This is a genomic window from Pseudomonas syringae CC1557 (assembly GCF_000452705.1).
In the GTDB taxonomy this organism is placed as follows: domain Bacteria; phylum Pseudomonadota; class Gammaproteobacteria; order Pseudomonadales; family Pseudomonadaceae; genus Aquipseudomonas; species Aquipseudomonas syringae_F.
In genome coordinates, this window is sequence record NZ_CP007014.1 from 5102603 (window position 1) to 5128567 (window position 25965).

The 25965-nt window shown below is 58.1% G+C and carries 24 protein-coding genes; 14 read left to right on the forward strand and 10 right to left on the reverse strand.

Going from position 1 to position 25965, the window contains the following annotated elements:
* The first annotated feature begins 225 nt into the window (after positions 1-225).
* The 5 genes from osmE to N018_RS22560 all read left to right on the forward strand — a co-directional run bounded on the left by osmE (position 226) and on the right by N018_RS22560 (position 4435).
* Positions 226-564 carry an osmotically-inducible lipoprotein OsmE gene (gene osmE / locus N018_RS22530; RefSeq protein WP_024644101.1) on the forward strand — a complete coding sequence of 113 codons (339 nt, stop codon included), beginning with the start codon at positions 226-228 and terminating at the stop codon, positions 562-564.
* Between the two features lie 146 nt (positions 565-710).
* The gene (locus N018_RS22535; RefSeq protein ID WP_080274889.1) at positions 711-1247 is read left to right on the forward strand and encodes an Hcp family type VI secretion system effector; all 537 of its coding nucleotides are present in this window, start codon (positions 711-713) and stop codon (positions 1245-1247) included.
* A gap of 9 nt (positions 1248-1256) precedes the next feature.
* The gene (locus tag N018_RS22540; RefSeq protein WP_025390800.1) at positions 1257-2231 is read left to right on the forward strand and encodes a hypothetical protein; all 975 of its coding nucleotides are present in this window, start codon (positions 1257-1259) and stop codon (positions 2229-2231) included.
* Between the two features lie 960 nt (positions 2232-3191).
* Positions 3192-3527: a hypothetical protein gene (locus N018_RS22555; protein ID WP_229631178.1), complete on the forward strand. Its 336-nt coding sequence runs from the start codon at positions 3192-3194 to the stop codon at positions 3525-3527.
* A 368-nt stretch (positions 3528-3895) separates the two neighbouring features.
* Positions 3896-4435, forward strand: a complete 540-nt coding sequence (locus N018_RS22560) for a ferritin-like domain-containing protein (protein WP_024644100.1) — start codon at positions 3896-3898, stop codon at positions 4433-4435.
* A gap of 188 nt (positions 4436-4623) precedes the next feature.
* Here N018_RS22560 and N018_RS22565 read toward each other — a convergent pair whose 3' ends face one another.
* Positions 4624-6690, reverse strand: coding sequence for an AsmA family protein (locus tag N018_RS22565; protein ID WP_025390803.1), 2067 nt, complete (start codon positions 6688-6690; stop codon positions 4624-4626).
* Between the two features lie 222 nt (positions 6691-6912).
* On the opposite strand from N018_RS22565, the gene N018_RS22570 reads away from it, so the two are divergent.
* The 6 genes from N018_RS22570 to N018_RS22595 all read left to right on the forward strand — a co-directional run bounded on the left by N018_RS22570 (position 6913) and on the right by N018_RS22595 (position 11520).
* Positions 6913-7545, forward strand: coding sequence for a TetR family transcriptional regulator (locus N018_RS22570; RefSeq protein ID WP_024644098.1), 633 nt, complete (start codon positions 6913-6915; stop codon positions 7543-7545).
* A 251-nt stretch (positions 7546-7796) separates the two neighbouring features.
* A complete protein-coding gene (gene ureE / locus N018_RS22575; protein ID WP_025390804.1) occupies positions 7797-8297 on the forward strand; it encodes an urease accessory protein UreE in 501 nt (166 codons plus the stop codon).
* On the forward strand, positions 8294-8968 hold the full coding sequence (locus tag N018_RS22580; protein ID WP_025390805.1) for an urease accessory protein UreF: 675 nt from the start codon (positions 8294-8296) through the stop codon (positions 8966-8968). The genes ureE and N018_RS22580 overlap by 4 nt, the downstream gene beginning before the upstream one ends.
* A 21-nt stretch (positions 8969-8989) precedes the next feature.
* Positions 8990-9607 (forward strand): urease accessory protein UreG, encoded by a 618-nt coding sequence (ureG, locus tag N018_RS22585; protein WP_007250976.1) that lies wholly within the window; start codon positions 8990-8992, stop codon positions 9605-9607.
* Positions 9608-9632: 25 nt separating this feature from the next.
* The gene (locus tag N018_RS22590; RefSeq protein WP_024644095.1) at positions 9633-10205 is read left to right on the forward strand and encodes a HupE/UreJ family protein; all 573 of its coding nucleotides are present in this window, start codon (positions 9633-9635) and stop codon (positions 10203-10205) included.
* A gap of 100 nt (positions 10206-10305) precedes the next feature.
* Positions 10306-11520 carry an AGE family epimerase/isomerase gene (locus tag N018_RS22595; RefSeq protein ID WP_025390806.1) on the forward strand — a complete coding sequence of 405 codons (1215 nt, stop codon included), beginning with the start codon at positions 10306-10308 and terminating at the stop codon, positions 11518-11520.
* Here N018_RS22595 and N018_RS22600 read toward each other — a convergent pair whose 3' ends face one another.
* The 6 genes from N018_RS22600 to N018_RS22625 all read right to left on the reverse strand — a co-directional run bounded on the left by N018_RS22600 (position 11521) and on the right by N018_RS22625 (position 18122).
* The gene (locus N018_RS22600; RefSeq protein WP_025390807.1) at positions 11521-12285 is read right to left on the reverse strand and encodes an SDR family oxidoreductase; all 765 of its coding nucleotides are present in this window, start codon (positions 12283-12285) and stop codon (positions 11521-11523) included.
* Positions 12286-13006: 721 nt separating this feature from the next.
* Positions 13007-13723 (reverse strand): ABC transporter ATP-binding protein, encoded by a 717-nt coding sequence (locus N018_RS22605; RefSeq protein ID WP_004407872.1) that lies wholly within the window; start codon positions 13721-13723, stop codon positions 13007-13009.
* Complete coding sequence (locus tag N018_RS22610; protein ID WP_025390808.1) at positions 13720-14595, reverse strand: ABC transporter ATP-binding protein; 876 nt, start codon at positions 14593-14595, stop codon at positions 13720-13722. The genes N018_RS22605 and N018_RS22610 overlap by 4 nt, the downstream gene beginning before the upstream one ends.
* Positions 14592-15905 carry a high-affinity branched-chain amino acid ABC transporter permease LivM gene (gene livM, locus N018_RS22615; protein ID WP_024644091.1) on the reverse strand — a complete coding sequence of 438 codons (1314 nt, stop codon included), beginning with the start codon at positions 15903-15905 and terminating at the stop codon, positions 14592-14594. The genes N018_RS22610 and livM overlap by 4 nt, the downstream gene beginning before the upstream one ends.
* A gap of 2 nt (positions 15906-15907) precedes the next feature.
* Positions 15908-16822 (reverse strand): ABC transporter permease subunit, encoded by a 915-nt coding sequence (locus tag N018_RS22620; RefSeq protein WP_011266504.1) that lies wholly within the window; start codon positions 16820-16822, stop codon positions 15908-15910.
* A gap of 163 nt (positions 16823-16985) precedes the next feature.
* Entirely contained in the window at positions 16986-18122 is a 1137-nt protein-coding gene (locus N018_RS22625; RefSeq protein ID WP_025390809.1) for a branched-chain amino acid ABC transporter substrate-binding protein, read from the reverse strand.
* Positions 18123-18637: 515 nt separating this feature from the next.
* Between N018_RS22625 and N018_RS22630 the strand changes: the two genes are divergently transcribed.
* The 3 genes from N018_RS22630 to nadE all read left to right on the forward strand — a co-directional run bounded on the left by N018_RS22630 (position 18638) and on the right by nadE (position 21720).
* Positions 18638-19543 (forward strand): LysR substrate-binding domain-containing protein, encoded by a 906-nt coding sequence (locus N018_RS22630; RefSeq protein WP_025390810.1) that lies wholly within the window; start codon positions 18638-18640, stop codon positions 19541-19543.
* A gap of 99 nt (positions 19544-19642) precedes the next feature.
* The gene (gene pncB, locus N018_RS22635) at positions 19643-20866 is read left to right on the forward strand and encodes a nicotinate phosphoribosyltransferase (RefSeq protein WP_025390811.1); all 1224 of its coding nucleotides are present in this window, start codon (positions 19643-19645) and stop codon (positions 20864-20866) included.
* A 26-nt stretch (positions 20867-20892) separates the two neighbouring features.
* A complete protein-coding gene (gene nadE / locus N018_RS22640) occupies positions 20893-21720 on the forward strand; it encodes an ammonia-dependent NAD(+) synthetase (protein WP_024643833.1) in 828 nt (275 codons plus the stop codon).
* Positions 21721-21938: 218 nt separating this feature from the next.
* Here the strand turns inward: nadE and azu are convergent, their stop codons facing one another.
* The 3 genes from azu to N018_RS22655 form a co-directional block, all read right to left on the reverse strand.
* Positions 21939-22385: an azurin gene (azu, locus tag N018_RS22645; protein WP_025390812.1), complete on the reverse strand. Its 447-nt coding sequence runs from the start codon at positions 22383-22385 to the stop codon at positions 21939-21941.
* A gap of 165 nt (positions 22386-22550) precedes the next feature.
* Positions 22551-23444 (reverse strand): transglutaminase family protein, encoded by an 894-nt coding sequence (locus N018_RS22650; RefSeq protein ID WP_024672841.1) that lies wholly within the window; start codon positions 23442-23444, stop codon positions 22551-22553.
* Positions 23444-25939 (reverse strand): circularly permuted type 2 ATP-grasp protein, encoded by a 2496-nt coding sequence (locus N018_RS22655; protein WP_024646416.1) that lies wholly within the window; start codon positions 25937-25939, stop codon positions 23444-23446. The genes N018_RS22650 and N018_RS22655 overlap by 1 nt, the downstream gene beginning before the upstream one ends.
* Between the last annotated feature and the right edge of the window lie 26 nt (positions 25940-25965).

Here is a 25965-nt window from a genome sequence, read left to right on the forward strand (position 1 = left end):
AAAGCGCTCGACCATGCCATCAGATTGACCTCGGCCTTTTGGGAACGTGCGAGGAATATTCAAAGGGCCATCTTTTCCCAACCGTCGTGGCATTCTGGATCGAAAAAGACATCAATGCGACTGCAAAATACTGCCTCATCGCCATCTTTTTTCGAACTCTTGCACACCTTCCCTGCTCCAAGGCATACCGGGCCAAAACCGGCTCTGACATGTGGAGCAATAACGATGTACAAGAAAATCTTCGCGGCGACGTTTGTGTTGGCAACAATGGCTGGCTGCAGCAACACAACCGTGCAGAACCCGGTGGACTACGTCACTTATCGCAACGAGCCTCTGGTCAAGCAAGTCGAGAATGGCATGACCCGCCAGCAGGTTCTGACCATCGGCGGCGAGCCTTCGTCGACTATCGAGCGCAAGGTCAACCCAGGCACCTGCAACAACTACGTCATGGCCAAAGACGGCCACAAACAGGTCTACCACGTCAGCTTCAACAGCGACGGCCGTGTGACCAACAAGGGTTTCATGACCTGCGAACAGCGCGAGAAAAACGAAAAAGCGATGTAATCGATACAACCACAAAAGCCCGACGCGCAACGCGTAGGGCTTTTCCATGCCTGACGTTTAACTATTAAACACCCGATTAAACATTGCGTTTCAAACGAACCTTTGTACCTTGAATCACGCAGAAAATTTTGTTGTCATAGCCGCTCATCGCAAAATTCCTACGTTACACCACTGATTACCAAGGAGAGGTAAGCATGGCTTTCGACGCTTTCATTCAGATCGCAGACATCCCTGGCGAGGCGCTGGACGAGAAGTACAGCAAATGGATTGAAATCACCGGCTATAACTTCGGCGTCAGCCAAAGCACCTCAGCCACCGCCAGTTCCTCGGGCGGCGCTTCATCCGGTCGCACCACCATGACCAACTTCACGTTCACCAAATACCTCGACAGCGCAAGCTGCAAGCTCATGGAAGCCAGTTGCTCAGGCCAGCACCTCAAGGAAGTGAAGCTGGTGCTGTGTCGCGCAGGTAACGACAAACTCAAATACTACGAAGCTGTGCTCGAAGAAGTCATCATCGCCGACTACACGCAGAACGCGAGTTCCGGCATCCCCATCGAAATCGTTCAGCTCAACTATGGCCGGATAAAAACCACCTACACCCTGCAAAAGCGTGTCGATGGCACGGCAGGCGGTAACGTGGCTGGCGGATGGGACCGGATCAATAATAAAAAGTACTCGTGAGGTACGACCATGGCCGAAGCACGATCCTTCATCAATGCCAGAACACAGACCTTTGACTCTCTGAAAGCCAACCTAGCGCTGCCAAAGAACACCAAGGCAAAGTTCCTCGCCCTCAACTCACACATCTCGGGCAGCGTTGTTCTTGCCGGTGAGCTGGTCATCGTCGGCGACGCCTCCACTCCGTCGTCTACCGCCCAGGAAGCTTTCCTGATGGCCAAGGCCGCGGAGGTGCATACGGCGTTGCTGGTGAATGGGGTGGAAGCGGATGATTTTTTTCTTGAAAATTTTGAGCTGCTCAAGCAGGCGATCTCCTACACATCCATAGGCATAGGCGCCACGAGTGATGGCTGGGCCAAGCATATGGAAGAGATCAAGAAATCGCTCCAGGATATCGAAAAGCTCTACCAGGCGCATATGGGCTCCGGCACCATGACCCAACGGGACGCTTTCTACGCCAAGCGAACAGAGTTGTTCATGAAGCTTGAGAAGCTGCTGAGTAATTTTCTGGCATATGGGTCCGGGCTGCGCAACAAAGGCTCGATCAAAAGACTGCTCGGACTTTCAACCAACAGCTATATGCATACTGGAGAGATAGCGGGATACGCTGACAAGGTGTCTGGCGTGGCCAAAGCTTCTAAATGGATCAAGCGAGGGACCTATATTGGGACAGCCCTTGAGGTTGGTTCCACCGGGCTTGCGATTCATAAAGCTTGCACTGCGGGGCGTGAAGAACAGTGCAGGAAGGCAAAATACGTCGAGGGAAGCTCGCTATTGTTCAATGTAGGCGGAGCAAGTCTCGGTGGTTATTTCGGGGGGCTTGGGCTGACGGCAGGTTGCGCTGTCTTATTAGGAATTACAACCGGGCCGGGTGCGCTGGTGTGTGGCGTCGTCGGAGGCGCCGCTGGCGGATGGGCAGGAGGCAAAGGAGGAGAAGAAGCCGGCGAACGAATAGGTGAGTACCTTTACAGCGAGGTTACAAAATGACGAACACTCCAATAGGCTTAATCAGTCTAATTGTAGTAGGACCGATAATTCCAACCTGTATAGTCATCGCCATCATTGCAAACAAATATGTCGAGACCATTGAGACATACCTCCCAAACTGTTCCTTTGTGCAAACAATTAGGCAAACTTACTTAGAGGCCGGCTTGCTTGGCAAGGTCATGCGCGGAGGCGTTATTGGCATGATACTGCTCATGCCAAAGCCCTATTCTCGAAGAGGCCTAATAAGCGCTCAAGAAATAAATAACTTACCTAGCCATTACAAAAGAATGTTGACAATTCCACTTATTCTAACTTGCTTTCTATTTTCGGCTTTAATGGCGTTATGGGCTATGATTTATTTTTTTGACCTATAGGAATGGTCTGACGGGCGCTTTAATGGGACAACCAGATGTGTTATTAGTGATGGAAAACATTCAGGTTTCGCAAAAAGCTCGCGAGCTTATGCACAGACAATCGGAGAGCGACTCATGACGCTCGACAATGCAAGGAGATACTCTGCGTGTGCGAGATCAGAAGTTGACCAGTATCGAGCCGGGCCTGATAGGTATTATCTTATACGCCATTATGCTCATTACTATTTTTGCATCAGGCTACATAGCGCATAAATACACGTATACGTTCGAATCACACTTACCGAACTGCAAGCTCATCACAGACAACAAAGCCACTTACGGCGAAGAAGGCTTGCCCGGAAAAATAGTGCGATGAATGACATATATATTCTTGACCACCCCCAGTCTAGGCAAGAAGCAAGGGCTCATGGACATACAGCAAGCCAGACGTTTTCCTGCCAAGTTAAGATACCTGTTGTTTATTCCCTGGACGGCGCAGATTGTGGTGTTTGTAGCACTGATCTGGCTCACTCAGTTCATGATCCCCCGCGCGTGAGGTATAAAAATGATACATACAGTAATAGCGTTAGCTGGAGGATTTATACTGATGCTGATGTTACTGCTCTGTATCGCCATGGCGTTCATTGCGCATAGGTACGTCGAGGCTATCGAAGAGCGCTTGCCAAATTGCTCTTATATAACGGACATAAGACACGTCTGGTCAAATGCCGGCCTGCTCGGAAAAATCATGCGAGGTAGCATTATCGCTACAGTATTAATAATGCCCAACATTCACGAAAAAAGAGGCCTGATTGATATTCGGGAAGTAGACAATCTGCCGAAGCGCTATAAGAAGCTTCTGATAATTCCATTGGCTTCAGGATATGCGCTGACGATTTGCCTCATTGCACTGCGAATCGCATCGCATTTTCTGGAACGGTAGAGAACATGATTGCTGCGCCCTGAAGGAATCCCCCCAGAGCGCAGCATCAAGGCCAACCAGCAGGTTGACGCTTAGAAAACCAGCTTGAACAGGGCAATAACCACTACCAGGCCGATCAGAAAGATGATGCCGACGGTGCTTCCCAGGAACTTGAGCATTGTGTATCTCCACGATTTATTAGGGTCTCATGGTTGGGACCGCAGCGTTCAGAGCTCGTTTCTTATATTTTTACATTTAGTCACACCCGGCCTGTCCTGTGAAAATCCGATAAAACTTTTTGCATCCTCCGCCACTCACAACCTTTGCTGATCCTGCCGGGCAACACACAGAGCGGGACAGCAAAACCTGATGAGTCCTGGAGATAAATGATGAATTCTGCACCGCAATCACAGCTTTCCGATGTAAACACCCTGCGCCAGCGTGCGCGCCAGAACGTTGAGAATGGTGCGGTGACTGAGGGTTACAGCGCTGACCGTGAGACGGTGTTGCGCCTGCTCAATGAGTCGCTGGCCACCGAACTGGTCTGCGTGCTGCGCTACAAGCGCCACTACTACATGGCGTCCGGCCTCAAAGCCAGCGTCGCTGCGGAAGAGTTTCTGGAGCATGCGACTCAGGAAGCCGAGCACGCCGACAAGCTGGCCGAACGTATCGTGCAACTGGGCGGCGAGCCGGAGTTCAACCCGGATCTGCTGTCGAAGAACTCTCATGCGCAATACGTTGCAGGTAACACGCTGAAGGAAATGGTCTATGAAGACCTGGTAGCCGAGCGCATCGCGGTCGACAGCTATCGCGAGATCATTCAGTACCTCGGCGACAGCGACCCTACTACTCGCCGTATCTTTGAAGAAATCCTTGCTCAGGAAGAAGAGCACGCCGATGACATGGCGGACATTCTCGAAGGCCTGTAACACGCGGCATCCATAAAAAAGCCAGGACCTCGGTCCTGGCTTTTTTATGGGTAACGGGTTCTCAGGCAATGTGCAGAAACATCGTTGCGCGCCCTCAGCGGGAATGCATTTCCGACCCCTCTGCGTCCGGCCAGATGTGCGCTGGGCGCACACTTGTAACGCAGAGCGCTGGCACGAGAGATAGGGCGTTACTTCACCGTCTTCGGCGCTTTGCCGGTGCGCATCTGCTCCAGCAACGGGCCGCACTGGTTGGGTTCGTTGTCGCCCGTCGCAACCAGCGCCAGCAGGCCTGCCACCGGGCCTACGGTCGCACCGAGCAGGACCATACCTGCGCCGCGCAGCAGCAATGGCCCGGACTGCACACCGGCATTGGGCTTGGCGAACGGGCCGTTGACGTACAGCGGCGAACGCAGCGAGAACACGCGGAAGCCTTTGGATTCAGGGTTGACCTGCAAATCCAGTTGCTCGGTCTTCATGTTGGCGGTGCCGCTGATGTAGATGATGGCGTTCTCGGTGTCGAAGACGAACAAGCGGCTGGTCGCCAGCCCGTCCTTGATGCCGAAGTTTGAGGCAGCGCAGTTGATCTTCACGTCCTTGTCGCCAAACAGTTTGCCCACCACGTAGTTGCCGACGTTAAGCCCGGCGATTTCCATCAGGCCACGACTGATAGCACCGTCGTTGACCAGCATCTTCATTTCCCCGTTGGCGGTGCCGAGCAAGGCTGCGATCGAGTTGCCACGACCACTGATATCAGCATCGCCGTTCAGCTCACCGAAACTGGTCTTCATCGGCTCGAATGTCGGGAACAGTTGCTTGAGCTTGAAGTTACGCGCAGACAGCTTGGCACGGCCCTGCAAGGGTTTGTCGCGCCCGTCGAGCCGAATGTCGGCGTCCAGCTTGCCACCCGCCACGCCAAACCGCAGCGGTTCAAGGCTCAACTGGCCGTCGTTGAGAATCAGGTGCGTATAGAGGTCGGTAAACGGCAGATCAGGGCTCTGCACAATGCGTTTGCCGGTGAACTCGACGTCAGCGTCCATGGCTCGCCAGCGATCGGTCTGAAACTCTTCAACCGGCAAAACCTTGCCCGACGGCTGTTTGCTTTCGCCACCACGCTTTTTCTGCGCGGCGTTTGAATCCGCACCAATCAGCGGTGCAAGGTCACTGAACAGCAGTTGATTGGACACCAGCACGCCACTCAGCTTGGGACGAGGCTGGCTGGCGACATAAGCCAGGTCGCCATGGATATCGCTGTTACCGATCTTGCCGTTGAAGCCGTCGTAACGAAAGCTCGCGCCTGCCGCATCGTGCAGCTTGGCGACCAGTCGACCGTCGGTGGAATAGGCCGGTGAGTCAGGCAAGGTCACGCCAGTCAGCGGGTAAAGATTGCTCAGGCTCGCGCCAGACAGCTTCAAACGCAGATCCAGCGCACCGAGGTTCTGTGGATCAGTCAGGGTCCCGGCGATTACTGCATGGGTGTCGCCAATCTTGACGTCTGCCTGCACCGGGAACGGCTGGCTGGCATCCTTGAGCGCCAGCAAGCCACCGATCTTGCCGGTGCCGCTCAGCTTCTGGCCGTGGTACTGGCCGGTTACGCCCAGACCGAATGCGTAGTCCTGCGGCACAGCGCCCTTTTCCTGCGCCTTTTGCGCTTCTTTACTGCCGACAATCTCGCTGAACGGGATCGGCTTGCCGAGCATGTCGATCACCACGTCCAGATTGGCGTTCAGCGTCTGGTCATTGAAGCTCACCAGCCCCTTGTCGAACTTGATGGCACCAATATCCATCACCCATTTGGAGGGCTCGGCATTCGGATCGGACTTGGGCAGGTCAAACACCCAATTGGCACGACCATCGGCAAGCCGCTCCAGCTTCGCTTCAGGGCCAGTAAGGTCGATACGCGGAATCACCACCTGCTGGGCCAGCAAAGGCAGCAGCGACAGACGAAACTCGACGTGCTTGAGGGTGACCATCTGTGGCGTTTTCGACCACTCGGGGTTGCCCAGCGTCAGGTCATCCGCGACAAAGTGCGGCGACGGCACCCAGGCGCGCCAGCCGCCCAGTTCAGGCTCGCGAGTCCAGCGCACGTCCAGGTCACCGTTGATGGCGAACGGGCGATGCAGCGCCTCGCTGACTTTGGTGTTGAGCGTGGGTTTGATGCGGTTCCAGTCGAACGTGACGATTACGATGACCAATAGGGCCAGCAGCACCACGAGTGTGATGCCCGTCCATGCGAAAATCTTGCGGCTACGCGTCATGCGTGAATCTCCAGAAAACAGCGCCCCTACCCTGGCGCGCTGAATATGACATGAACCTTCGACTGACAAGCACGCCAAGGGTTTGATCTGAATATGAAAATAAGCAAGGGGCCAGTACGGCCATCAACCCCTCATTTGGATAGGTTGCATTAAACCTCTTCGACGCAAGCAAAGCGCTTTTGGTAAAGTGCTCCCCAGTCTATGCCAAGAATCGTTTGAGCCATGCTGCCGCGCGCCGAACAGAAACAACAAACCCGCCGAGCCCTTATGGAGGCTGCCCACCATTTAATGGAGAGCGGACGCGGGTTCGGCAGCCTGAGTTTGCGGGAAGTAGCCCGTACCGCAGGCATTGTACCGACAGGTTTCTATCGCCACTTTGAAGATATGGATCAACTGGGCCTGGCCTTGGTCAGCGAAGTCGGCCAGACCTTCCGTGAAACCATTCGACTGGTGCGGCAAAACGAATTTGCCGTGGGCGGGCTGATTCGCGCTTCGGTGAAGATCTTTCTGGAGCGCGTTGCGGCAAACCGTTCACAGTTTCTGTTTCTGGCCCGCGAGCAGTACGGTGGCTCGCTCAAGGTGCGGCAGGCCCTTGGCGCCCTGCGCGAGGGCATCAGCGCCGACCTGACCGCCGACCTGGCGAAGATGCCCAAATGGCGCCACCTGAACGCCGAAGCGCTGTCGATCATCGCCGACCTGGTGGTCAAAAGCGTGTTCGCCATGCTGCCCGAACTGATCGACCCACCCCCCGCCTCGCTGGCTCCGCACCTCACGCCTCAGGCCAAGATCACCCAGCAACTGCGCTTCATCTTCATCGGCGCACGCCACTGGCGCGGACTTGGCAGCCACGATTGAAAGCCTCAAGAGACAGGGTGTTTGAAATATTGCCTTCGCGAGCAAGCGAAGCGTCGCCCGACTCGCTCCCACATTGAACAATTTCAACGCCCTGAATTGGTGCGAGCCAGACGTTGCGCACCAAAAACATTCACTCATTAAATCGTTGGGAACTGATGTAAGCCACTTCCGTCAGCCATTTCCGACGCCCTGCCTTGTTGGCAAGCACCTTGCTCTGATTTGAAGCATCGCAACTGCCTGGAAGCAATCTGATGCTGGTGATTCACACTCGAATCGAACCTCAGGCCGAATGGGCCGCCGAGCTGCATTTGAATTTCGAAGCACGCAGCAAAAGTCGTCTGCGCTGCTTCAGTGCGGAAAACGAAGACGTGGGGCTGTTCCTGCAACGAGGCCAGTCACCGTTGCGTGATGGCGAGTTTCTGCAGGCTGAGGACGGCCGCGTGGTACGTGTCTGCGCGCGTCCCGAAAAGCTGATGCACGTCACGTGCAGCAGCGCCTTCGAGCTTACCCGCGCGGCTTATCATCTGGGCAACAGACACGTTGCCCTGCAAGTGGGTGATGGCTGGCTGCGCCTGCTCGACGACTACGTGCTCAAGGCGATGCTCGATCAACTGGGCGCGACCACTGAAACCATCGAAGCACCGTTCCAGCCGGAACATGGCGCTTATGGCGGCGGCCATCATCATTCGCGTGCCGGGGAAGAGGACTTCAACTACCCACCCCGCATGCACCAGTTCGGTGTGCGCACGTGAACAGCGCCTGGGCGCTTTTGCGTCTGGCCAGTCCGCAGTTGCCGATTGGCGGCTACAGCTATTCGCAAGGGCTGGAGATGGCCGTGGAGCAGTCCATCGTTATTGATCCGCAGACCGCAGGGCGCTGGATTGGTGATCAGTTATTGCTCAATCTTGCCCGTTTCGAAGCGCCCTTGCTGCTGGCGCATTGCGAAGCAGCGGCAGTGGGCGATTGGGACCAACTGCTGCAAGTCAGCGAGCAGCATCGCGCCAGTCGTGAAACCCGCGAGCTGCATCTTGAAAGCCGGCAGATGGGCTACTCCCTGAAGCAGTTGCTCAACGGGCTGCCTGAGCTGGACCGCGATGCCCGCCAGTTTCTGGAGCAAACCGAAGAACCACATCTGGCGCTCGGCTGGGCGCTGGCGGCGCGCACCTGGCAGATCAGCCCGCAGGACGCGCTGGCCGCATGGCTGTGGAGCTGGCTGGAGAACCAGCTGGCGGTACTGATGAAAACCCTGCCGCTGGGCCAGCAGGCCGCGCAACGCCTGACCAGCGAGCTATTGCCATTGCTGCAACAGGCGCAAATCAACGCCACCGCACACGATACCTACCATGCTGGCAGCGCGGCCTTCGGCCTGGCGTTGGCGAGCATGGCGCACGAACGTCAATACAGCCGGTTATTCCGGTCCTGATCAGCCTCCAAGGAGAACTCAATGAACAGCCAACCCCTGCGCGTCGGCATCGGTGGCCCGGTAGGCTCCGGCAAGACCGCCCTGACCCTGGCGCTGTGCCTGGCCTTGCGCGATCGCTACAACCTGGCAGTCGTGACCAACGATATCTACACCCGCGAAGACGCCGACTTTCTGGTGCGCAATGAAGCGCTGGCCCCTGAGCGCATCATCGGCGTTGAAACCGGAGGCTGCCCGCATACTGCGATCCGCGAAGACGCGTCGATCAATCTGGAAGCGGTCGATCAGTTGAACCGGCGTTTCGAAGGCCTGGACATGATCATCGTCGAGTCCGGTGGCGACAATCTGTCGGCAACTTTCAGCCCCGAACTCTCCGACCTGACAATCTACGTGATCGACGTGTCGGCGGGCGACAAGCTGCCCCGCAAAGGCGGGCCAGGTATTTGCAAGTCCGACCTGCTGGTGATCAATAAAATCGACCTTGCACCGCTGGTGGGCGCTTCGCTGGAGATGATGGACAGCGACACGCGCAAGATGCGCGGCGAAAAACCTTTCGTTTTCAGCAATCAGAAAACCGGCCAGGGTCTGGAACAGATTATTGCCTTCATCGAGCGCCAGGGCCTGCTGACTGCGGCCGCCTGAATTCACCACCATAAGGAACCCGTTGATGAACTACAAAAAAGCCCTGGGCGCCCTCGCCCTGCTGTTGATGCCGACGTTGGCACTGGCTCACCCCGGTCATGGCGATAGCGGCCTGATCGCCGGCATCAGTCATCCGCTTGGCGGTCTGGATCATTTGCTGGCGATGCTTGCGGTCGGTCTGTGGGCCGCGCAGCAAAAAGGCGCGGCGCGCTGGGCGTTGCCTTGCACCTTTGTCGGCACCATGCTGATCGGCGGCGTTCTGGGCTTCGAAGGCCTGAACCTGCCTGCACTGGAAAGCGGTATTGCTGCCTCGGTGCTGGCGCTGGGCCTGGCAGTGGCACTGGCGGTTCGTCCACCGCTGGCACTGGCGGTCGCGGCAACTGCGTTGTTCGCCCTGTTTCATGGCGTGGCGCATGGTCTTGAACTGCCTGAGATGTCCAGCCCATGGGCTTACGCGGCAGGTTTCGTGGCAGCGACGGCTGCATTGCACGCCGCGGGTTACGCGTTCGTGCGCGTACTGCCACAAGCGGCTGAGCCACTGGTTCGTCTCGCAGGCGCAGCCTCGGCAGCGGCGGGTGTGTGGTTGCTGGCGGGCTGATTGCCTATCGATGACTCTCGTGCAGGCGCTCCGCGTTGGCATGCAGTTCTGGACTGCTTTGCGTCCGTTGCCGAGCCTACAGCGCAGCAATCCTGATAACATGCTGCGCACTTCGACACTGCCGCGATGCCCGCCGATGCCTCATGTTTCCAGCTCTGCCTCCGCCCCTGAACTGACTCCGGTGTTCGCCGCTTTGCAGGCGCACTTCCTGCAAGTCGTCGTGCCGCTCTGGCAGGGGCCGGGCTGGAATGCACAGTTGGCATTGCCTTACGAAGCGCTGGATGCCAACGATCAGCCGCTGCCGCCGCAGCGCTATCGGGCGATGGCCTGTGCGCGGCAATTATTCCTGTTTTCCAGCCTGATCGACCGTCCTGAAGTGCCAGAGGCGCGAACGCGAGCCGCTGCACTGTTCCGTTCGCTACAGCAGCACTTCCATGATGCCGAGCACGGCGGCTGGTTCTACAGCATTGATCCACAGGGCAAGCCGCTGGATCGCCGCAAGGACCTCTACACTCACGCGTTCATCATCTTTGCCTGTGCGCATTACTGGGCGAAGGTGCGGGACCCGCTCGCCGAATCAGTCCTCAATGCGGCGCTTGAGGTCGTCGCTGAACGCTTTGCCGACGATGACGGGTTGTATGAAGCGCAACTCGATGAAGACTGGTCAGCGCTGGGCACAGGCCCATTACAGAACCCGCTGATGCATCTGGCGGAAGCCTTTCTCGCGACGCTGTCGGTACGCGCCGACCCGACCACTCAGTCGGCGATGGATGCGCTGGTTATCCACATGCAGCGCCGCTTCGTCGACCCGGCGACCGGCGTAATGCTGGAGAAACCGCTGGACGCTGTGGATAACTGGTACGAGCCAGGTCATCAGTTCGAATGGTTTTTCCTGCTGCAATCTTCGCCAGATCTGCACGGTCGTGAGCTGCACGAATCCATGACCCGCGCATTTGCCTACGCACAAGCGCAAGGTGTCGACCTACAGACTGGGGCAGTAACGGCCACGCTGACGCTGGAGGGCACGGTACGCGACGCTACCCAGCGCATCTGGGCTCAGGCTGAATATTTGCGGGCAATGGCGCTGAGGCCAGAATGCGAGGCCGCGCTGGCCGACCAGTTGCTGGCGTTCGAACAGCGCTTCCTGCATGCCAAAGGCTGGAACGAGTGCGTCGAACCCGATGGCAGCGTCAGCCGCAGCGATATGCCGTCGACCACGCCTTATCACCTGGCGACCTGTTACATCGGGTTGGCCGACTATATCGAGAATCGCTTCATCGCTGCATTCCCGCCGCCGAAGCCAGCAGAAGGCTGATCAGCCGCGATTGCGATCAATCGCAAAGCCGGCCCAGGTCTGGCTGACGGGCATCAGCTCCAGACTGTTGATGTTGACGTGCGCTGGCGTGTTCATGATCCAGAAAATGGTGTCAGCGATGTCCTGCGGCTGGATGGGCTCGGCGCCTGCGTAGGTAGCGTCGTACTTGGCTTTGTCCCCCCCGAAACGCACCAGCGAAAACTCGCTCTCGCAAAGCCCTGGCTCAAGGTTGGTCACCCGAACACCAGTGCCGACCAAGTCGTTGCGCAGGTTTAACGAGAACTGACCGACGAATGCCTTGGTGCCGCCGTACACGTTGCCGCCCGGATAGGGATAGTTACCGGCCACTGAACCCAGGTTGACGATGCTTGCACCGCGACCATGCGCAATCAGGCGTGGCAGCAACAGGCGAGTGGTGTAGACCAGACCTTTGACGTTGGTGTCGATCATGGTGTCCCAGTCGTCCAGATCGCATTTCGGTGCAGGATCAATCCCCAGCGCCAGACCTGCGTTGTTGATCAGGCCGCGAATGCTGGCGAACTCTGCTGGCAAATCGGCTATGGCGCTCTCCATCGCCTTGCGGTCACGCACATCCAGCACCAGCGTGTGCACCTTGGTCTGCTTCGACAGTTCGGCGCTCAGGGCATCCAGGCGGTCCTTGCGGCGACCGGTCAGCACCAGCGCCCAGCCCGCCTCGGCAAAGCGACGCGCGCAGGCCTCGCCGAAACCGGAAGTAGCGCCCGTGATGAATACAGTGGAAGTCATTTGATTCTCCTGACATGGCGCGAAAAAAGCGCAGCCTGTTAATAAGTGTTCGGCAGGGCAGCAGAATGCCCGTCCGCGGGACTGCGATGCAACAACCCGGTTTAATCTGTACAAAAAACGATCAACTCGGGCAAAGCCATATGCTCCGGGCCTCGCAGGTAGTTTTGCCCACCTTATCCACAGTCAGACACACAATCTCTGGGGGCAACTCGGATACGCTGAAAGCCACGCCATACGGGGCCTCCAGCAAAAGATGCAACGTTTTTCCCTTGACTTTGCTCGATACCCTGAAGAACTCAATAAGCATCAGAAAACCGTGATGGCCTGTAGCCCAGATGCAGTAACGGCTGGCTCACTCTTTCCAATGCTTGTTCACAGACTTATCCACAGGCGGAACGACACAGAAGACTGTATGAACGACCAGCTGCAAAGCTGTTGACAAACACCCCTGAAAGTTGGCTGAAAACCTTTGCTCAAATTTTAACCAGCTGGCTACACGCCTTATGCATAAAGGGCTGCAGGTAAATACTCCCAAGTTATTAACAGCCAGTTCCACAGTAAACCTGAACAAGTCGAAACTGTGACAAAACAACCATTTGCAGCGGTTTTATGTCGCAGTCTGGAGGCTCGCCAAAATTGTTTTCCACAATTCCAAAGAACGACGCCCCGGACGTTTGAACCTCCGGGGCGTGCGCAGGAAACGGCGAAGTTTATGACCGATTCAGTGGCCGCCCAGATAGGCGTTTCTGACCTCTTCATTGACCAGCAATTCCTGGCCGGTGCCGGACAGACGGATCTCGCCATTGACCATCACGTAGGCGCGGTCGGACAGCTTGAGCGCATGGTTGGCGTTCTGCTCGACCAGGAAGATGGTCATGCCGGTGGCCGCCAGCTCGCGCAGAGTCGAGAAGATCTGCTTGACGATGATCGGTGCCAGACCAAGGCTCGGTTCATCAAGCAGCAGCAGCTTGGGACGACTCATCAATGCGCGGGCAATGGCGAGCATTTGCTGTTCGCCACCCGACATGGTCATGGCGCGCTGATTACGCCGTTCCTTGAGGCGCGGAAACAGTTCGAACATGCGCTGCATGTCTTCCGCGGAGTGTTTGTCGCCAATCGGGATGGTGCCCATCATCAGGTTTTCCTCGACCGACATATCGGGGAACACCCGCCGCCCTTCCGGCGACTGCGCAATGCCGTTGGAGGCGATGTAATGCGACGACTTCTGGGTGATGTCGGTGCCCTGATAGATGATCTGCCCGCTGGCGGCACGCGGCTGGCCGAAGATCGACATCAGCAGTGTGGACTTGCCTGCACCGTTGGAGCCGATCAGGCTGACCGTTTCGCCTTCGTTGATGTGCAGCGAGACCTTCTTGAGGGCCTGAATCGGCCCGTAAAACACATCGATCTCTTTCAGTTCGAGGATCGGCTTGCTCATACCAGCTCCTCTTCATCAGCGCCCAGGTACGCAGCGATCACCTTCGGATCGTTACGGATCTGTTCCGGCCCGCCCATGGCAATCACATTGCCGTGGTCAAGCACCACAATATCGTCGGAAATGCCCATCACCATGCCCATGTCATGCTCGATCAGCACGATGGTCATGTCGTGTTCGTCGCGCAGCAGGCGAATCATGCCGCTCAACGCCTCGGTTTCCTGAGGGTTAAGACCGGCAGCCGGTTCATCGAGGCAGATCACTTGCGGCCGCGTACACATGGCGCGGGCGATCTCCAGACGGCGTTGCTGCCCATACGACAACTCGCCAGCCAGACGGTTGGCACAGTCCACCAGATCGACCACTTCCAGCCAGTAGAACGCGGTATTGAGCGCGTCCTCTTCGGCCTTGCGATAGCCTTTGGTGTTGAGAATCCCGCTGATCAGGCTGCGGTTGACCCACATGTGCTGGGCAACCAGCAGGTTCTCGACCACCGACATTTCCTTGAACAGACGAATGTTCTGGAACGTGCGCGCCAGCCCTGCCCGGTTGACCAGGTGCGTACCACCAAACATCTTGTAGTACACACGGCTGAGGAAGCTTTTCGGCGACACAAAATCGGTCGCCTTGAAGGGCTCGCCCAGCAGCCTGATCACGTTGGTGGTCTTGCCACGAGTGTGCAGTTCGATGCGCCCGCCAGTGGCCTTGTAGAAACCGGTCAGGCAATTGAAAACCGTGGTCTTGCCCGCGCCGTTGGGGCCGATCAAGGCAAAGATCGAGTTGCGGCGTACCTTGAGGCTGACGTCGCTGAGGGCCTTGATGCCGCCAAAGTGCATCATCAGGTGCTCGACGGAGAGGATCACTTCATTGCTCATCGCGCAGCCCCCTCTGTCACCAACGCGCCCTTGCGCGGTTTCACCCCGGTACGGCTGATGCGGATCAGGCCGCGTGGCCGCCAGATCATCATCAGCACCATCAGAATCCCGAACAGCAACACGCGGTACTCGGAGAAACTGCGCAGTAGCTCGGGAGCGACAGTCAGTACAAAAGCGGCAATCACCACACCAATGGTCGAACCCATGCCACCCAGCACCACGATGGCCAGAATCAGCGCCGACTCGAAGAAGGTGAAGGACGTCGGGTTGACGAAGCCCTGATAGCTGGCAAAAAACACGCCCGCAAGGCCTGCCGTCGAAGCACCGATGGTGAACGCCGAGAGCTTGACCAGCACGTGATTGAGGCCCATCGAGCGGCAGGCAATCTCGTCCTCACGCAGGGCTTCCCAGGCACGCCCGATCGGCATGCGGGTCAGGCGGTGCTTGATGAACAGCACACCCAGCACGACGAGGAACAGCACCGCATAGATGAAGATGAATTTCAGGTCCGGGTTGTAATCGAAGCCGAAATATTCGTGGATCGGCACCCCGCCATCCTTGGCGCGTCGGCCGAACTCCAGCCCCAGGAAGGTTGGCGCCGGCACCGGCACACCGTTCGGGCCGCCGGTGAACGACAGCCAGTTATTCAGCACCAGGCGAATGATCTCGCCGAACCCGAGGGTCACGATGGCCAGATAGTCGCCATGCATGCGCAACACCGGGAAGCCGAGAATGCATCCGGCCAGCGCCGCGGCAATCGCCGCCAGCGGTAAGGCCGACCAGAAGCCCAGTCCCAGATATTGATAGCCCAGCGCCAGACCGTAAGCGCCGATGGCGTAAAACGCTACGTAGCCAAGATCGAGGAGCCCCGCCAGACCGACCACGATGTTCAGCCCCAGCCCCAGCAACACGTAAATCAGACCAAGGATGACCACGGTCAGGATGTACTTGTTGGCGAAGATCGGGAACACGATGGCAATCACGATCAGCAACGGAATGATCCAGTACAGGCTGGACTTATGGTCCGGTTTGAGCACATGCACGCCGGAGTCAGAGCTTTCAAAGCTCTGGGAAACGCGTAGCCCTCGGGGCGTTTGCAGGAACAGACTGATCAGAAAGCGCCCGGCCATGACAATGGCGACCAGCCAGGCGACGCGGGTCGGTTGCAGGTTGAAGCTGTAACCGTCGAGCACGATACCCACAATAGGTCCGAACACGATCAGCGCCAGCAACCCGGCGACCACAGCATCGATCAGGCTTTTCTTGATTTCGACAGGTTTGGAGACAGGAATAGCGGCAGGAGCGGACATACTTATACCTTCGCCACGAGTGGGCGACCCAGCAGGCCTTGGGGACGGAAAATCAGGATCAGGACCAGCAGGCCGAAACTGAACACGTCTTTGTAATCGGAGTTGATCAGACCGGAGAACTGCGACTCGGCAACCCCCAGGATCAAACCGCCCAGCATGGCGCCCGGCAGCGAACCAATCCCGCCAAGCACCGCAGCCGTGAACGCCTTGATACCAATGATGAACCCGGCGTAGAAATCGAAGGTGCCGTAGTTCATGGTGATCAGCACACCGGCCAGTGCGGCCATGGCCGCGCCGATGATGAACACGTAGGAAATGACCCGATCGGTGTTGATACCGAGAATCGACGCCATCTTGCGATCCTGCTGCGTGGCACGGCACATGCGGCCCAGCTTGGTGTACTTGATGATGTAGGTCAGCACGCCCATACCGACGAACGCGGCGATGAGGATGAAGATCTTGGTGTAGGTGATCTGCACGAAGCCGCTGCCGACCTCGAAGCGCCACGCGCCTTCAAGCAGCGTGGGCACCCCCTGCTGCCGGGCGCCCTGACTGATCTGCGCGTAATTCTGCAGGATCAGGGAAATACCGATGGCACTGATCAGCGGTGCCAGCCGGGTCGAGTTGCGCAGCGGCTTGTAAGCCACACGCTCGATGACGAACCCGTAAACGCCGGTTACCACGATGGTGAACACCAGCGTACCGAGAATCAGGAATGGAAAGGATTCAACGCCGAAGAAAGACAGAACCGCGAGGCCGATGGCGGCCAGGTAGGCGGAAATCATGTACACGTCACCATGGGCGAAGTTGATCATGCCGATGATGCCGTAAACCATCGTGTAGCCGATGGCGATAAGGCCGTAGACAGACCCGAGAGTGAGTCCGTTGACCATTTGTTGCAGGAAGATTCCATCCATCACGCACGCTCACACACTGAAAGGCAGCTCAGCACCCTCCCGGCCACGCCCTGTTGAGGCACGACCGGCAGGTCCGAAAACAATAAAAGAGATGCAGGCTCGCTCATGGGCGAGCCCATCACCGGGTCAGCATCTGGCGGGCAGCACTGACACGAGGTCTATCTCACTTCTGTTTTTCGAGTTGCTTGTATTTGCCGGCTGCGTCCCACTGATAAACCACGTAGTCGGAGACTTTCAGGTCACCCTTGGCATCCCAGGCTTTTTCACCCATGACGGTCTTGACCGGGTTGGCCTTGAGCCATTCGGCCGCCTTGTCACCCTTGTTGGACTTGGCACCATTGAAACCGGCAGCCAGGGCCTGTACCGAGGCGTAAGCGTACAGGGTGTAGCCTTCAGGCTCATAACCGGCCTTGCGGAACTGATCCACGACAGCCTTGCTGTCCGGCAGTGCGCGCGGGTCAGCACCGAAGGTCATGTAAACGCCGTCGACGTACTGTGCGCCACCTGCAGTGGTGACCAGTTCGTCGGTCACGACGCCGTCATCGGACATGAACTTGACGTCCTTGAGGCCCTGCTCGCGCATCTGGCGAACCAGCGGACCGGCTTCCGGATGCAGGCCACCGAAGTACACGACGTCAGCACCTACCGAGCGGATCTTGGTAACCAGAGCACTGAAGTCTTTCTCGCCGCGGGTCAGACCTTCCTCAAGTACCGGCTTGACGCCACGCGCGACCAGCTGCTTGGCCGTTGCATCCGCCAGGCCCTTGCCGTAAGTGTCCTTGTCGTTGATGACCGCCACTTTCTTGCCTTTGAGCACGTCGACGATGTAGTCACCGGCAACGATACCCTGCTGATCGTCACGGCCGCACATGCGGAACATCTCTTTCAGGCCGCGCTCGGTCACTGTCGGGTTGGTCGAGCCTGGCGTGATGGCAATAACGCCTGCATCTCCGTAGATCTCCGAAGCAGGGATGGTTGACGACGAGCAGAAGTGCCCGACCACGCCAATCACCTTGTCCTGATCGACCAGGCGGTTGGCGACTGCCACGGCCTGCTTCGGCTCACAGGCATCATCGCCTGCGACCAACACGATTTTCTCCCCGTTCACACCACCTGCCGCGTTGATTGCGTCGGCTGCTGCCTGCGCACCTTTCATGTACTGCTGACCGAACGATGCGTTGGCACCGGTCATTGGTCCTGCCACACCGATTTTCACGTCCGCCTGTGCAAACGAAGACACGCCCAATGCAGTTGCCACTGCGATTGCCAGAAAACCTTTCCTGTAAAACGTATGCGACATGAGTGGTGCTCCTGAGGAATTTTTTTAGTTGGCACTGCGCTTACATGATCGAACAGATACAGCCTTGCTCAGAGCAAGGCGCGTGCCATCACTTTTTAGTAATGAGAAATGTCATGTTTTTCAGCTCATTCAATGACCTGAACACCGTGTGCAAAGGCCGTGCGATTGCTTGAAGCGCAGAAGGTGCAACCCCCACTCAAAAAAGAGCAACCAGTCGTCATTCGAGTAGCAACCCGTGCATTCGCTGATGGGCAACCCACCTGTAACAACACACGTCACCGAAGTGCACACGCGCGGTGCGCGAACGCTACGAGACGCACCATTTAAGGCTAGCGGAATTGTCGGGAATTGCCGAAACCAGCACCCGGTTTCGAGAGGCACGCCCCATCGTAGAGAAAATCCGCAGAGCACTGCCCTGTATGTGACCGACAAACGCCTTGCAGGCGAGATATCATCCAGGCCATTCATGTTGCTGAGGTCAGCACGCTCGTGTCGCAAAACAGAGAAGCCCTGCCATGCTGAACAAACGCCACCTGCCTTCAATCGCTGCCCTGCAATGCTTTGAGGCGGTCACCCGGCATTTGAGTTTCACGCGTGCCGCGGAAGAACTGAACCTGACGCAGAGTGCAGTCAGCAAACAGGTGGCGCAGCTTGAAGAGCTGGTCCAGCACCTGTTGTTTCAGCGCGTACGTCGGCGCCTGCAACTGACGCCGGCCGGCGCGCTGTATCTGGCAGAGGTACGCAAGATCCTCACGCAGATCGAGATGTCGACCCACTTCCTGCGCTCCTACGGTGGCGACACCGAGGTGCTGCGGGTCTCGACGCCTTCGACCTTCGGTGCGCGCTGGCTGGTGCCACGCCTGAAAGGCTGGCGTCTGCGTCACCCGCACATTCACCTGGACCTGCTCAACGAGCAGGAGCCCGATGACCTGATCAAGGGCCGTTGCGACGTGTCGTTCTACTTCGGTCAGGCGGCCATTCCCGGCGCGGAGAGCGTAAAGCTGTTTGGCGAGGAACTGGTAGCGGTATGTGCGCCCGACAGCCTGCCTGATAAACCCTTCAGCGACCCGACCCAGTTGAGCGAACTGGTGCTGTTGCAGAATGCCTTCCGCCCGCAGGCCTGGCATGAATGGTTCGAAAGCCAGGGCTATCAAACCGACCACAGCTACCACGGCCCGCGCTTTGAAACGTTCTACATGTGCATCCGCGCCGCTCAGGTTGGCTGCGGCGTTGCGCTGCTGCCACGCTTTCTGGTCGAGGAAGAACTGGCCGAGGGCAAACTGGTGATTGCGTGGGATTACGCATTGCCCAGCACTAACAGTGCCTACTACCTGTCCTATCCGGAACATACCGCCGACGTGCCCAAAATCCGGGTTTTTCTACACTGGATGCTGGAACAGTTGGATCAACCGCCAGCTTAAGGGCGACAATGCATACCCATTCGGCTGTGAGCTTTCCGTGGTGACAGACAGGAAGTCACGAGCCCGACATTATCCGGCTGCTCTGGAGAGCCCGATTCAATGAGCGAGAGCGCCTTTTCCAATCGCATCGTGCAAAGCCTGCTCGATACTGATTTCTACAAGCTGACCATGATGCAGGCCGTCCTGCACAACTACCCCAACGTGGACGTCGAGTGGGAGTTTCGCTGCCGCAACGGGGAAGACCTCCGCCCCTACCTGGATGAAATCCGACACCAGATCGAGTTGCTGTGCGAGCTGTCCATGACGCCTGAGCACCTGGTTTTTCTGGAGCGCATCACGTTCATCAAGCCAGACTTTCTAAGGTTCCTCGGCCTGTTCCGCTTCAATACCCGCTACGTGAAAACCTCGATCGAGCATGACGAACTGTGCATTCGCCTGCACGGGCCGTGGCTGCATGTGATTCTGTTCGAGGTGCCGCTGCTGGCAATCGTCAGCGAGGTGCGCAACCGCCACCGTTACCCGGACACCCTGCTCAGCCAGGCGCGGGACCGCCTGTACGACAAGTTCGAATGGCTGACCACCAACGCCACGACAGACGAGCTGGCCGAGCTGAAAGTAGCGGATTTCGGTACGCGCAGACGCTTTTCCTATCGCGTACAGGAAGAAATCCTCGGCGTGCTGAAAAAGGATTTCCCGGGGCAGTTCGTCGGCACCAGCAATGTGCATCTGGCGCGCCAGCTTGATTTGAAGCCGCTGGGCACGATGGCCCACGAATGGATCATGGCGCATCAGCAACTGGGGCCGCGCCTGATCGACAGCCAGATCGCCGCGCTTGATTGCTGGGTTCGCGAATACCGCGGCCTGCTGGGTATCGCGCTGACCGACTGCATCACCACCGATGCCTTTCTGAACGACTTCGATCTGTACTTCGCCAAGCTGTTTGACGGCTTGCGCCATGATTCAGGCGACCCGATAAAGTGGGCCGAAAAATGCATTGCGCATTACCGGAAACTCGGCATCGACCCGATGAGCAAGACGCTGGTGTTTTCCGATGGCCTGAACCTGCAAAAGTCGCTGGAGATTTTCCGGGCGCTACGCGGGCGCATCAATGTCAGTTTCGGTATCGGTACTAACCTGACCGCAGACATTCCCGGCATCGCGCCAATGAACATGGTGCTGAAAATGACCGCGTGTGCGGGCCAGGCCGTGGCAAAGATTTCCGATGAGCCAGGCAAGACACAATGCAAGGACCCGAACTTTGTCGCCTACCTGCGCCATGTGTTCAAGGTGCCGGCCTTGCCGACGCCTGAAAAACCCGTTTGAATTGCCCTACTTTCGAGGAGTGAATCATGCACGCCGTACAGCGCCAAATTGCTGAACAGCTCAAGGTCCAGCCACCTTTCGCGGACCAGAACGCGTTGCAGGCCGAGGTCGCCCGCCGCGTCAACTTCATCAAGGAATGCCTGCAGAACGCGCGGCTCAAAACGCTGGTGCTGGGCATCAGTGGCGGTGTCGACTCGCTGACCGCAGGTCTGCTGGCACAGCGGGCAGTCAAGGAACTGCGCGCCAGCACCGGAGATAACAGCTATCGCTTCATCGCCGTGCGCCTGCCGTATGTGGTGCAAGCGGACGAGCACGAGGCTCAGGCATCGGTGGATTTCATCGAGCCGGACGAACGCCACACAATAAACATTGGCTCCAGCGTCAAGGCACTGGCTGCAGAAGTGAAGGCTTTCGACGGCCTGCCCGCCAGTTCGGTGGACTTCGTGCTTGGCAACACCAAGGCGCGTATGCGCATGGTTGCCCAGTACACCGTCGCCGGGGCTTATCAGGGCCTGGTGATAGGCACTGACCACGCGGCCGAAGCGGTGATGGGTTTCTTCACCAAATTCGGCGACGGCGCCTGTGACCTGGCCCCGCTCAGTGGTCTGGTGAAAAACCAGGTACGCGCCATCGCTCGCCATTTCTGCGCGCCAGAATCACTGGTGGAAAAAGTCCCGACGGCGGACCTGGAAGACTTGTCACCCGGTAAACCGGACGAAGCCTCGCACGGCGTGACCTACGCCGAAATCGACGCCTTCCTGCACGGCGAGCCGGTGCGTGAAGAAGCGTTCCGGATCATTTGCGAAACCTACGCCAAGACCCAGCACAAACGCGAATTACCCTACGCGCCCTGAGAGAGTGAACCGGCTCAGTGTGACGCTCATCGCTGACTATCGTGCCGACGCTCCGCGTCGGCATGCCGTTCTGGACGCTCCGCGTCCGATCCTGAATCTGCGGAGCGGTACAGGCCTGTGACACGGAGCGTCACGCAAGGCATTTCTACGCTGGAGCGTGAGGAACGATCATCTCAACTATCGTGCGACGCTCCTCACACTGCTCAAGGGACCTGTCGTTACTTCAGCGTCACAGCGCCTTTCATCATGCTGATGTGGCCCGGGAAGGTGCAGAAAAACTGGTATTTTTCCGCCGGATCAAGCTTCGACACGTCAAACGTCACCGAGTCTTTTTCGCCAGCACCGATGACTTTGGTGTGAGCGATGACGCGGGTGTCGTCCGGCTTCACGTAATCCTTGTCGATGCCAACCGACATGCCGTCAGTGGTGATCGCCTGAGCATCGGCTTCTTTGCCCAGTACCCAGTTATGCCCCATGACGTTTTTCGGCAGGCTGCCGGAGTGGGTCAGATTGACGGTGAAGGTCTTGCAGCTCTTGTCGATCTGGATGGATTTGGTGTCGTACATCATCTGATCGGTCGAATCGACTGTGGTGCTACATTCGGCAGCCAACAACTGACCACTGGCCAACGACAACAGCGAAATCGCTACGAGCTTGCGGATCATTTGAATCTCCAGGGCAGGCTATTGGGTGAACATCATAATTAACGTAATCAGAACGCGTAACAACAGAGTGCCCAGGCAGGCCCCGGGTTCCAGAGACATGCGTCAAAAGGGCGCAACGGCAGGCACCTTTGAAGAACGATTTACCAGGACAGGTAATTAGGCGTATCAGGCGCTGACCGGCATCACCGTCACCCGGACTTCGGGATCATGCGTGCCGCCACCCAGAATCACACCCCTCAACGGCGAGACGTCAGAGAAGTCGCGCCCCCAGGCCAGGCTGATGTGTTCCAGCGCAGGTTGCACGTTGTTGGTGGGGTCGAAATCGACCCAGCCCGAGGCTGGACAGAACACCGACACCCAGGCATGCGAAGCATCTGCGCCGATCAACCGAGGCTGGCCCGGTGGCGGCTGAGTCAGCAGATAACCACTCACGTAACGCGCCGCCAGCCCACGCGAGCGCAGGCAGGCCAGCATCAGGTGAGCGAAGTCCTGGCAGACACCGCGTCGCCGCTCCAGCACTTCCACCAGCGGCGTGGCGACCTGAGTCGCCTCTTCATCAAAGGTGAATTCGCTGAAAATCTTCTCCATCAACGCCTGCACGCCCAGTAGCAAGGGCCGACCCGCAGGGAAACAGTCCTGCGAGAACTCGACGAACGAACGCTTCAAGTGCACGTAGGGCGATTCGAAACGATAGCGACAGGCGTCCAGAATATCCTCGGTCATCGGTTTGGCGCTGTAGGTCAGCGCACTGCGCGTCACTTCCCATTCCGGCGACAGATTGAAATCCAGAAACGGCCGCTCCAGTACTTCGATGCGCAGTCGGGCGTTGACCTGCAACTCGTCATGCGGCCGCTCGAACGCCAGACGGGTCAGCGGGTTGCCGAATACGTCCAGCTCATCACGCCGCGTGGTGGGCGTCGGGAAAATCTCCAGCTCCTGCTCAGTGCAACGCTGCCACGGGCTGCTACGTGGCCATAGATGCGCCAGTTGCTGAGCCAGAGAAACCGGGCTGTCGTACTTGTAATGCGTGTCATGAAAAATCTGGTAAAAAGCGCTCATCAGACAGATACCGTGCGTTGGCTGACGTCATCGACGTGAGCAAAATGGCGCAGCGCCAAGCGATCGGAGGCTTGCCCGCTGCAATCACCGATGCTCTGTAGCAGGTCGGCGAGCCCGTCGAGCACGGCGTCGATGCTGCTTTGGCCAAACAGCGGATTTTCCAGGCTGCCCAGGTCGAACCCGGCAAGACGCTGCGTCAGCACCACAAGGCTGTTGTCGCGTGGCGTATCGAACTCGTCGTTCAGGCGGCGCAGCGAACGCTGCACCAGTTTGAGCTGAAACAGCACCGCATGCGGGTTCTGCTCATCGAGCAGCAACAGGTCCAGCACCGGAATCAGGTGCGGCACGGCCATGTAACGCGAGCGATAAGTAATACTGCTGTTGCCCAGTTCCAGCAACCACTCCAGCCCTGCCTTCTCCGAGACTGCCGAGCCCCGCAAAAATGCCGCCAGACTGGTGCTGAGAAACTTCAGACGCTCTATGCGCCGCCCAATCATAAGGAAGTTCCAGCCTTCGTCGCGGGTCATGTCGTCCATCGCGAACCCGGAAAGGGCCGCCAGCGACATCACCAGACGATTGAGAAAATCCACCAGTTCGCCAAAGTCCGGCTCTTCGGTTTCCAGACTCAAGGCTTCACGCTGCAACTCGACCAGCGCCTGCCAGTTTTCCCTTGAGAGCTTGCCGCGCACTTGCGAGGCAGCCCATTGCAGACGCTGCAGGTTGGCACGCAGGCTGAACGGCCACTCATCACCCAGCATGGCCGTCAGTAGACGCGCTCTCAGTTCTTCGCCCTCCTCCGCCTCGGGCAACATGCCGAGGTTTTCAGCCAGCGCGACGGCGGCTTCCAGCGCAAGCGGGTCGTCGTCATCGACATAACGGGTCAGCATGATGCGCAGCAGTCGGGCGCTGTCCTCGCAACGCTCGCAATAACGGCCAAACCAGAACAGGTTCTCCACCACCCGCGAAGGCAGATAAGGATCGCGGCGGATCAGATCGTAGACCCCCAATGCACGCTGGCCTTTCCAGGGTTCACCGAGGTGCGAGCGTTCGCCCAGCACCCAAGTGTCCTTGCTCGCGCCGCCGCGCTGCATCGAGACCACATCGGCATCGGCTTCGGCGGCAACGCGGGTCAGACCGCCCGGCAGCACACGATAACCATCGCGACTGGCCACGGCGTAAACACGCATGCCAATAGCGCGCGGCTGCAAACCGGTGCCATCGGCTTGCAGCACCGGCGCGTGGGAAAGCTGTGCCAGTTCCTGAGCAACGTAGGCATAAGGTCGTGACTGCATGCGCCGGGCAAGTTCCTGGCGCTGCTCCTCGCTAAGATCGCGACCGAATACCGGGGCGAAATGCTGCGAGGGAAACGCGGGTTTGATCAGCAGATCAGGCAGTTTCTCCAGCGCTTGCGCCAGCACCGTCGGTTCGCCACACCACCAGGTCGCAACCGAGGGCAGAATCAGGTCCTCGCCAAACAGGTACTGACTGATTTTCGGCAGGAAGCCCAGCAAACCTGGCGACTCCAGCACACCACTGCCCAACGCATTGGCAACCAGCACATTGCCCTGGCGCACCGCTTCCAGCAGCCCCGGCACGCCCAGCGCAGAATCGGTGCGCAATTCCAGAGGGTCGCAAAAATCATCGTCCAGACGCCGCATGATGGCGTGAACCCGACGCAGACCGCTGAGGGTTTTCAGGTAAACCGTGGCATCACGCACCGTCAGATCACCGCCTTCGACCAGCGGATAACCCAACTGCCGCGCCAGATAAAGGTGCTCGAAGTAGCTTTCGTTGAAACGCCCAGGCGTCAACAGCACCACCAGCGGTGCTTCATTGCTGGTCGGCGCCTGACGGGACAAGGTCTGTTGCAGCGTGTCGAAAAAGCCCGACAGGTGCCTGACCTGCAGGTCACGAAAGGTTTCCGGCAAGGCACGGGCGACGCTCTGACGATTCTCCAGCGCGTAGCCAGCGCCTGAGGGCGCCTGCGTGCGGTCAGCGGTAACCCACCAGCGGCCATCGGGCGTGCGCGCCAGGTCGACGGCGTACATGTGCAGAAAGGTGTTTTCCGGCGGCTTGATGCCCTGACACGGCCACAGAAAGTTGTTGTGACCAAATACCAACTCGGCGGGCAGCAGGCCGTTGGCGATCAGCGTCTGTGGGCCATACAGGTCCGCCAGCACAGCATTCAGCAGGCGCGCACGCTGGGCAATCCCTGCCGACACGTGTTGCCATTCATCCGCCGCAATGATGTGCGGCAGCAGGTCCAGCTCCCACGGCCGGTCCGCGCCCTTGGGGTCGGCGTACACGTTGTAGGTGACGCCGTTTTCCTGAATCTGCCGGGTCAACAACGCCTGGCGCTGGATCAATTGCGCCGACGTGCTGCGCTGCATGTGTTCGTACAGGCGACGCCAGTGCGGACGAACCGCTCCGTCGGCGTCGAGCATTTCATGGTAAGTACCCTCGGAAAGCGGGTAGCGGTCAAGCAGGTCAGGCATGGAAGGCTCGGCAGGCAACGTAAGGA

What these genes read in the sequence shown, in the direction of transcription:
- N018_RS22605 (WP_004407872.1), bottom strand. Translation starts at nt 13,723, where the DNA reads ATGAGCAAGCCGATCCTCGAACTGAAAGAGATCGATGTGTTTTACGGG.
- N018_RS22590 (WP_024644095.1), top strand. Translation starts at nt 9,633, where the DNA reads ATGAACTACAAAAAAGCCCTGGGCGCCCTCGCCCTGCTGTTGATGCCG.
- nadE (WP_024643833.1), top strand. Translation starts at nt 20,893, where the DNA reads ATGCACGCCGTACAGCGCCAAATTGCTGAACAGCTCAAGGTCCAGCCA.
- N018_RS22610 (WP_025390808.1), bottom strand. Translation starts at nt 14,595, where the DNA reads ATGAGCAATGAAGTGATCCTCTCCGTCGAGCACCTGATGATGCACTTT.
- N018_RS22625 (WP_025390809.1), bottom strand. Translation starts at nt 18,122, where the DNA reads ATGTCGCATACGTTTTACAGGAAAGGTTTTCTGGCAATCGCAGTGGCA.
- N018_RS22655 (WP_024646416.1), bottom strand. Translation starts at nt 25,939, where the DNA reads ATGCCTGACCTGCTTGACCGCTACCCGCTTTCCGAGGGTACTTACCAT.
- N018_RS22595 (WP_025390806.1), top strand. Translation starts at nt 10,306, where the DNA reads ATGCTGCGCACTTCGACACTGCCGCGATGCCCGCCGATGCCTCATGTT.
- N018_RS22570 (WP_024644098.1), top strand. Translation starts at nt 6,913, where the DNA reads ATGCTGCCGCGCGCCGAACAGAAACAACAAACCCGCCGAGCCCTTATG.
- N018_RS22600 (WP_025390807.1), bottom strand. Translation starts at nt 12,285, where the DNA reads ATGACTTCCACTGTATTCATCACGGGCGCTACTTCCGGTTTCGGCGAG.
- ureG (WP_007250976.1), top strand. Translation starts at nt 8,990, where the DNA reads ATGAACAGCCAACCCCTGCGCGTCGGCATCGGTGGCCCGGTAGGCTCC.
- N018_RS22630 (WP_025390810.1), top strand. Translation starts at nt 18,638, where the DNA reads ATGCTGAACAAACGCCACCTGCCTTCAATCGCTGCCCTGCAATGCTTT.
- livM (WP_024644091.1), bottom strand. Translation starts at nt 15,905, where the DNA reads ATGTCCGCTCCTGCCGCTATTCCTGTCTCCAAACCTGTCGAAATCAAG.
- N018_RS22620 (WP_011266504.1), bottom strand. Translation starts at nt 16,822, where the DNA reads ATGGATGGAATCTTCCTGCAACAAATGGTCAACGGACTCACTCTCGGG.
- N018_RS22560 (WP_024644100.1), top strand. Translation starts at nt 3,896, where the DNA reads ATGAATTCTGCACCGCAATCACAGCTTTCCGATGTAAACACCCTGCGC.
- N018_RS22555 (WP_229631178.1), top strand. Translation starts at nt 3,192, where the DNA reads ATGCTGATGTTACTGCTCTGTATCGCCATGGCGTTCATTGCGCATAGG.
- N018_RS22650 (WP_024672841.1), bottom strand. Translation starts at nt 23,444, where the DNA reads ATGAGCGCTTTTTACCAGATTTTTCATGACACGCATTACAAGTACGAC.
- azu (WP_025390812.1), bottom strand. Translation starts at nt 22,385, where the DNA reads ATGATCCGCAAGCTCGTAGCGATTTCGCTGTTGTCGTTGGCCAGTGGT.
- osmE (WP_024644101.1), top strand. Translation starts at nt 226, where the DNA reads ATGTACAAGAAAATCTTCGCGGCGACGTTTGTGTTGGCAACAATGGCT.
- ureE (WP_025390804.1), top strand. Translation starts at nt 7,797, where the DNA reads ATGCTGGTGATTCACACTCGAATCGAACCTCAGGCCGAATGGGCCGCC.
- N018_RS22540 (WP_025390800.1), top strand. Translation starts at nt 1,257, where the DNA reads ATGGCCGAAGCACGATCCTTCATCAATGCCAGAACACAGACCTTTGAC.
- pncB (WP_025390811.1), top strand. Translation starts at nt 19,643, where the DNA reads ATGAGCGAGAGCGCCTTTTCCAATCGCATCGTGCAAAGCCTGCTCGAT.
- N018_RS22565 (WP_025390803.1), bottom strand. Translation starts at nt 6,690, where the DNA reads ATGACGCGTAGCCGCAAGATTTTCGCATGGACGGGCATCACACTCGTG.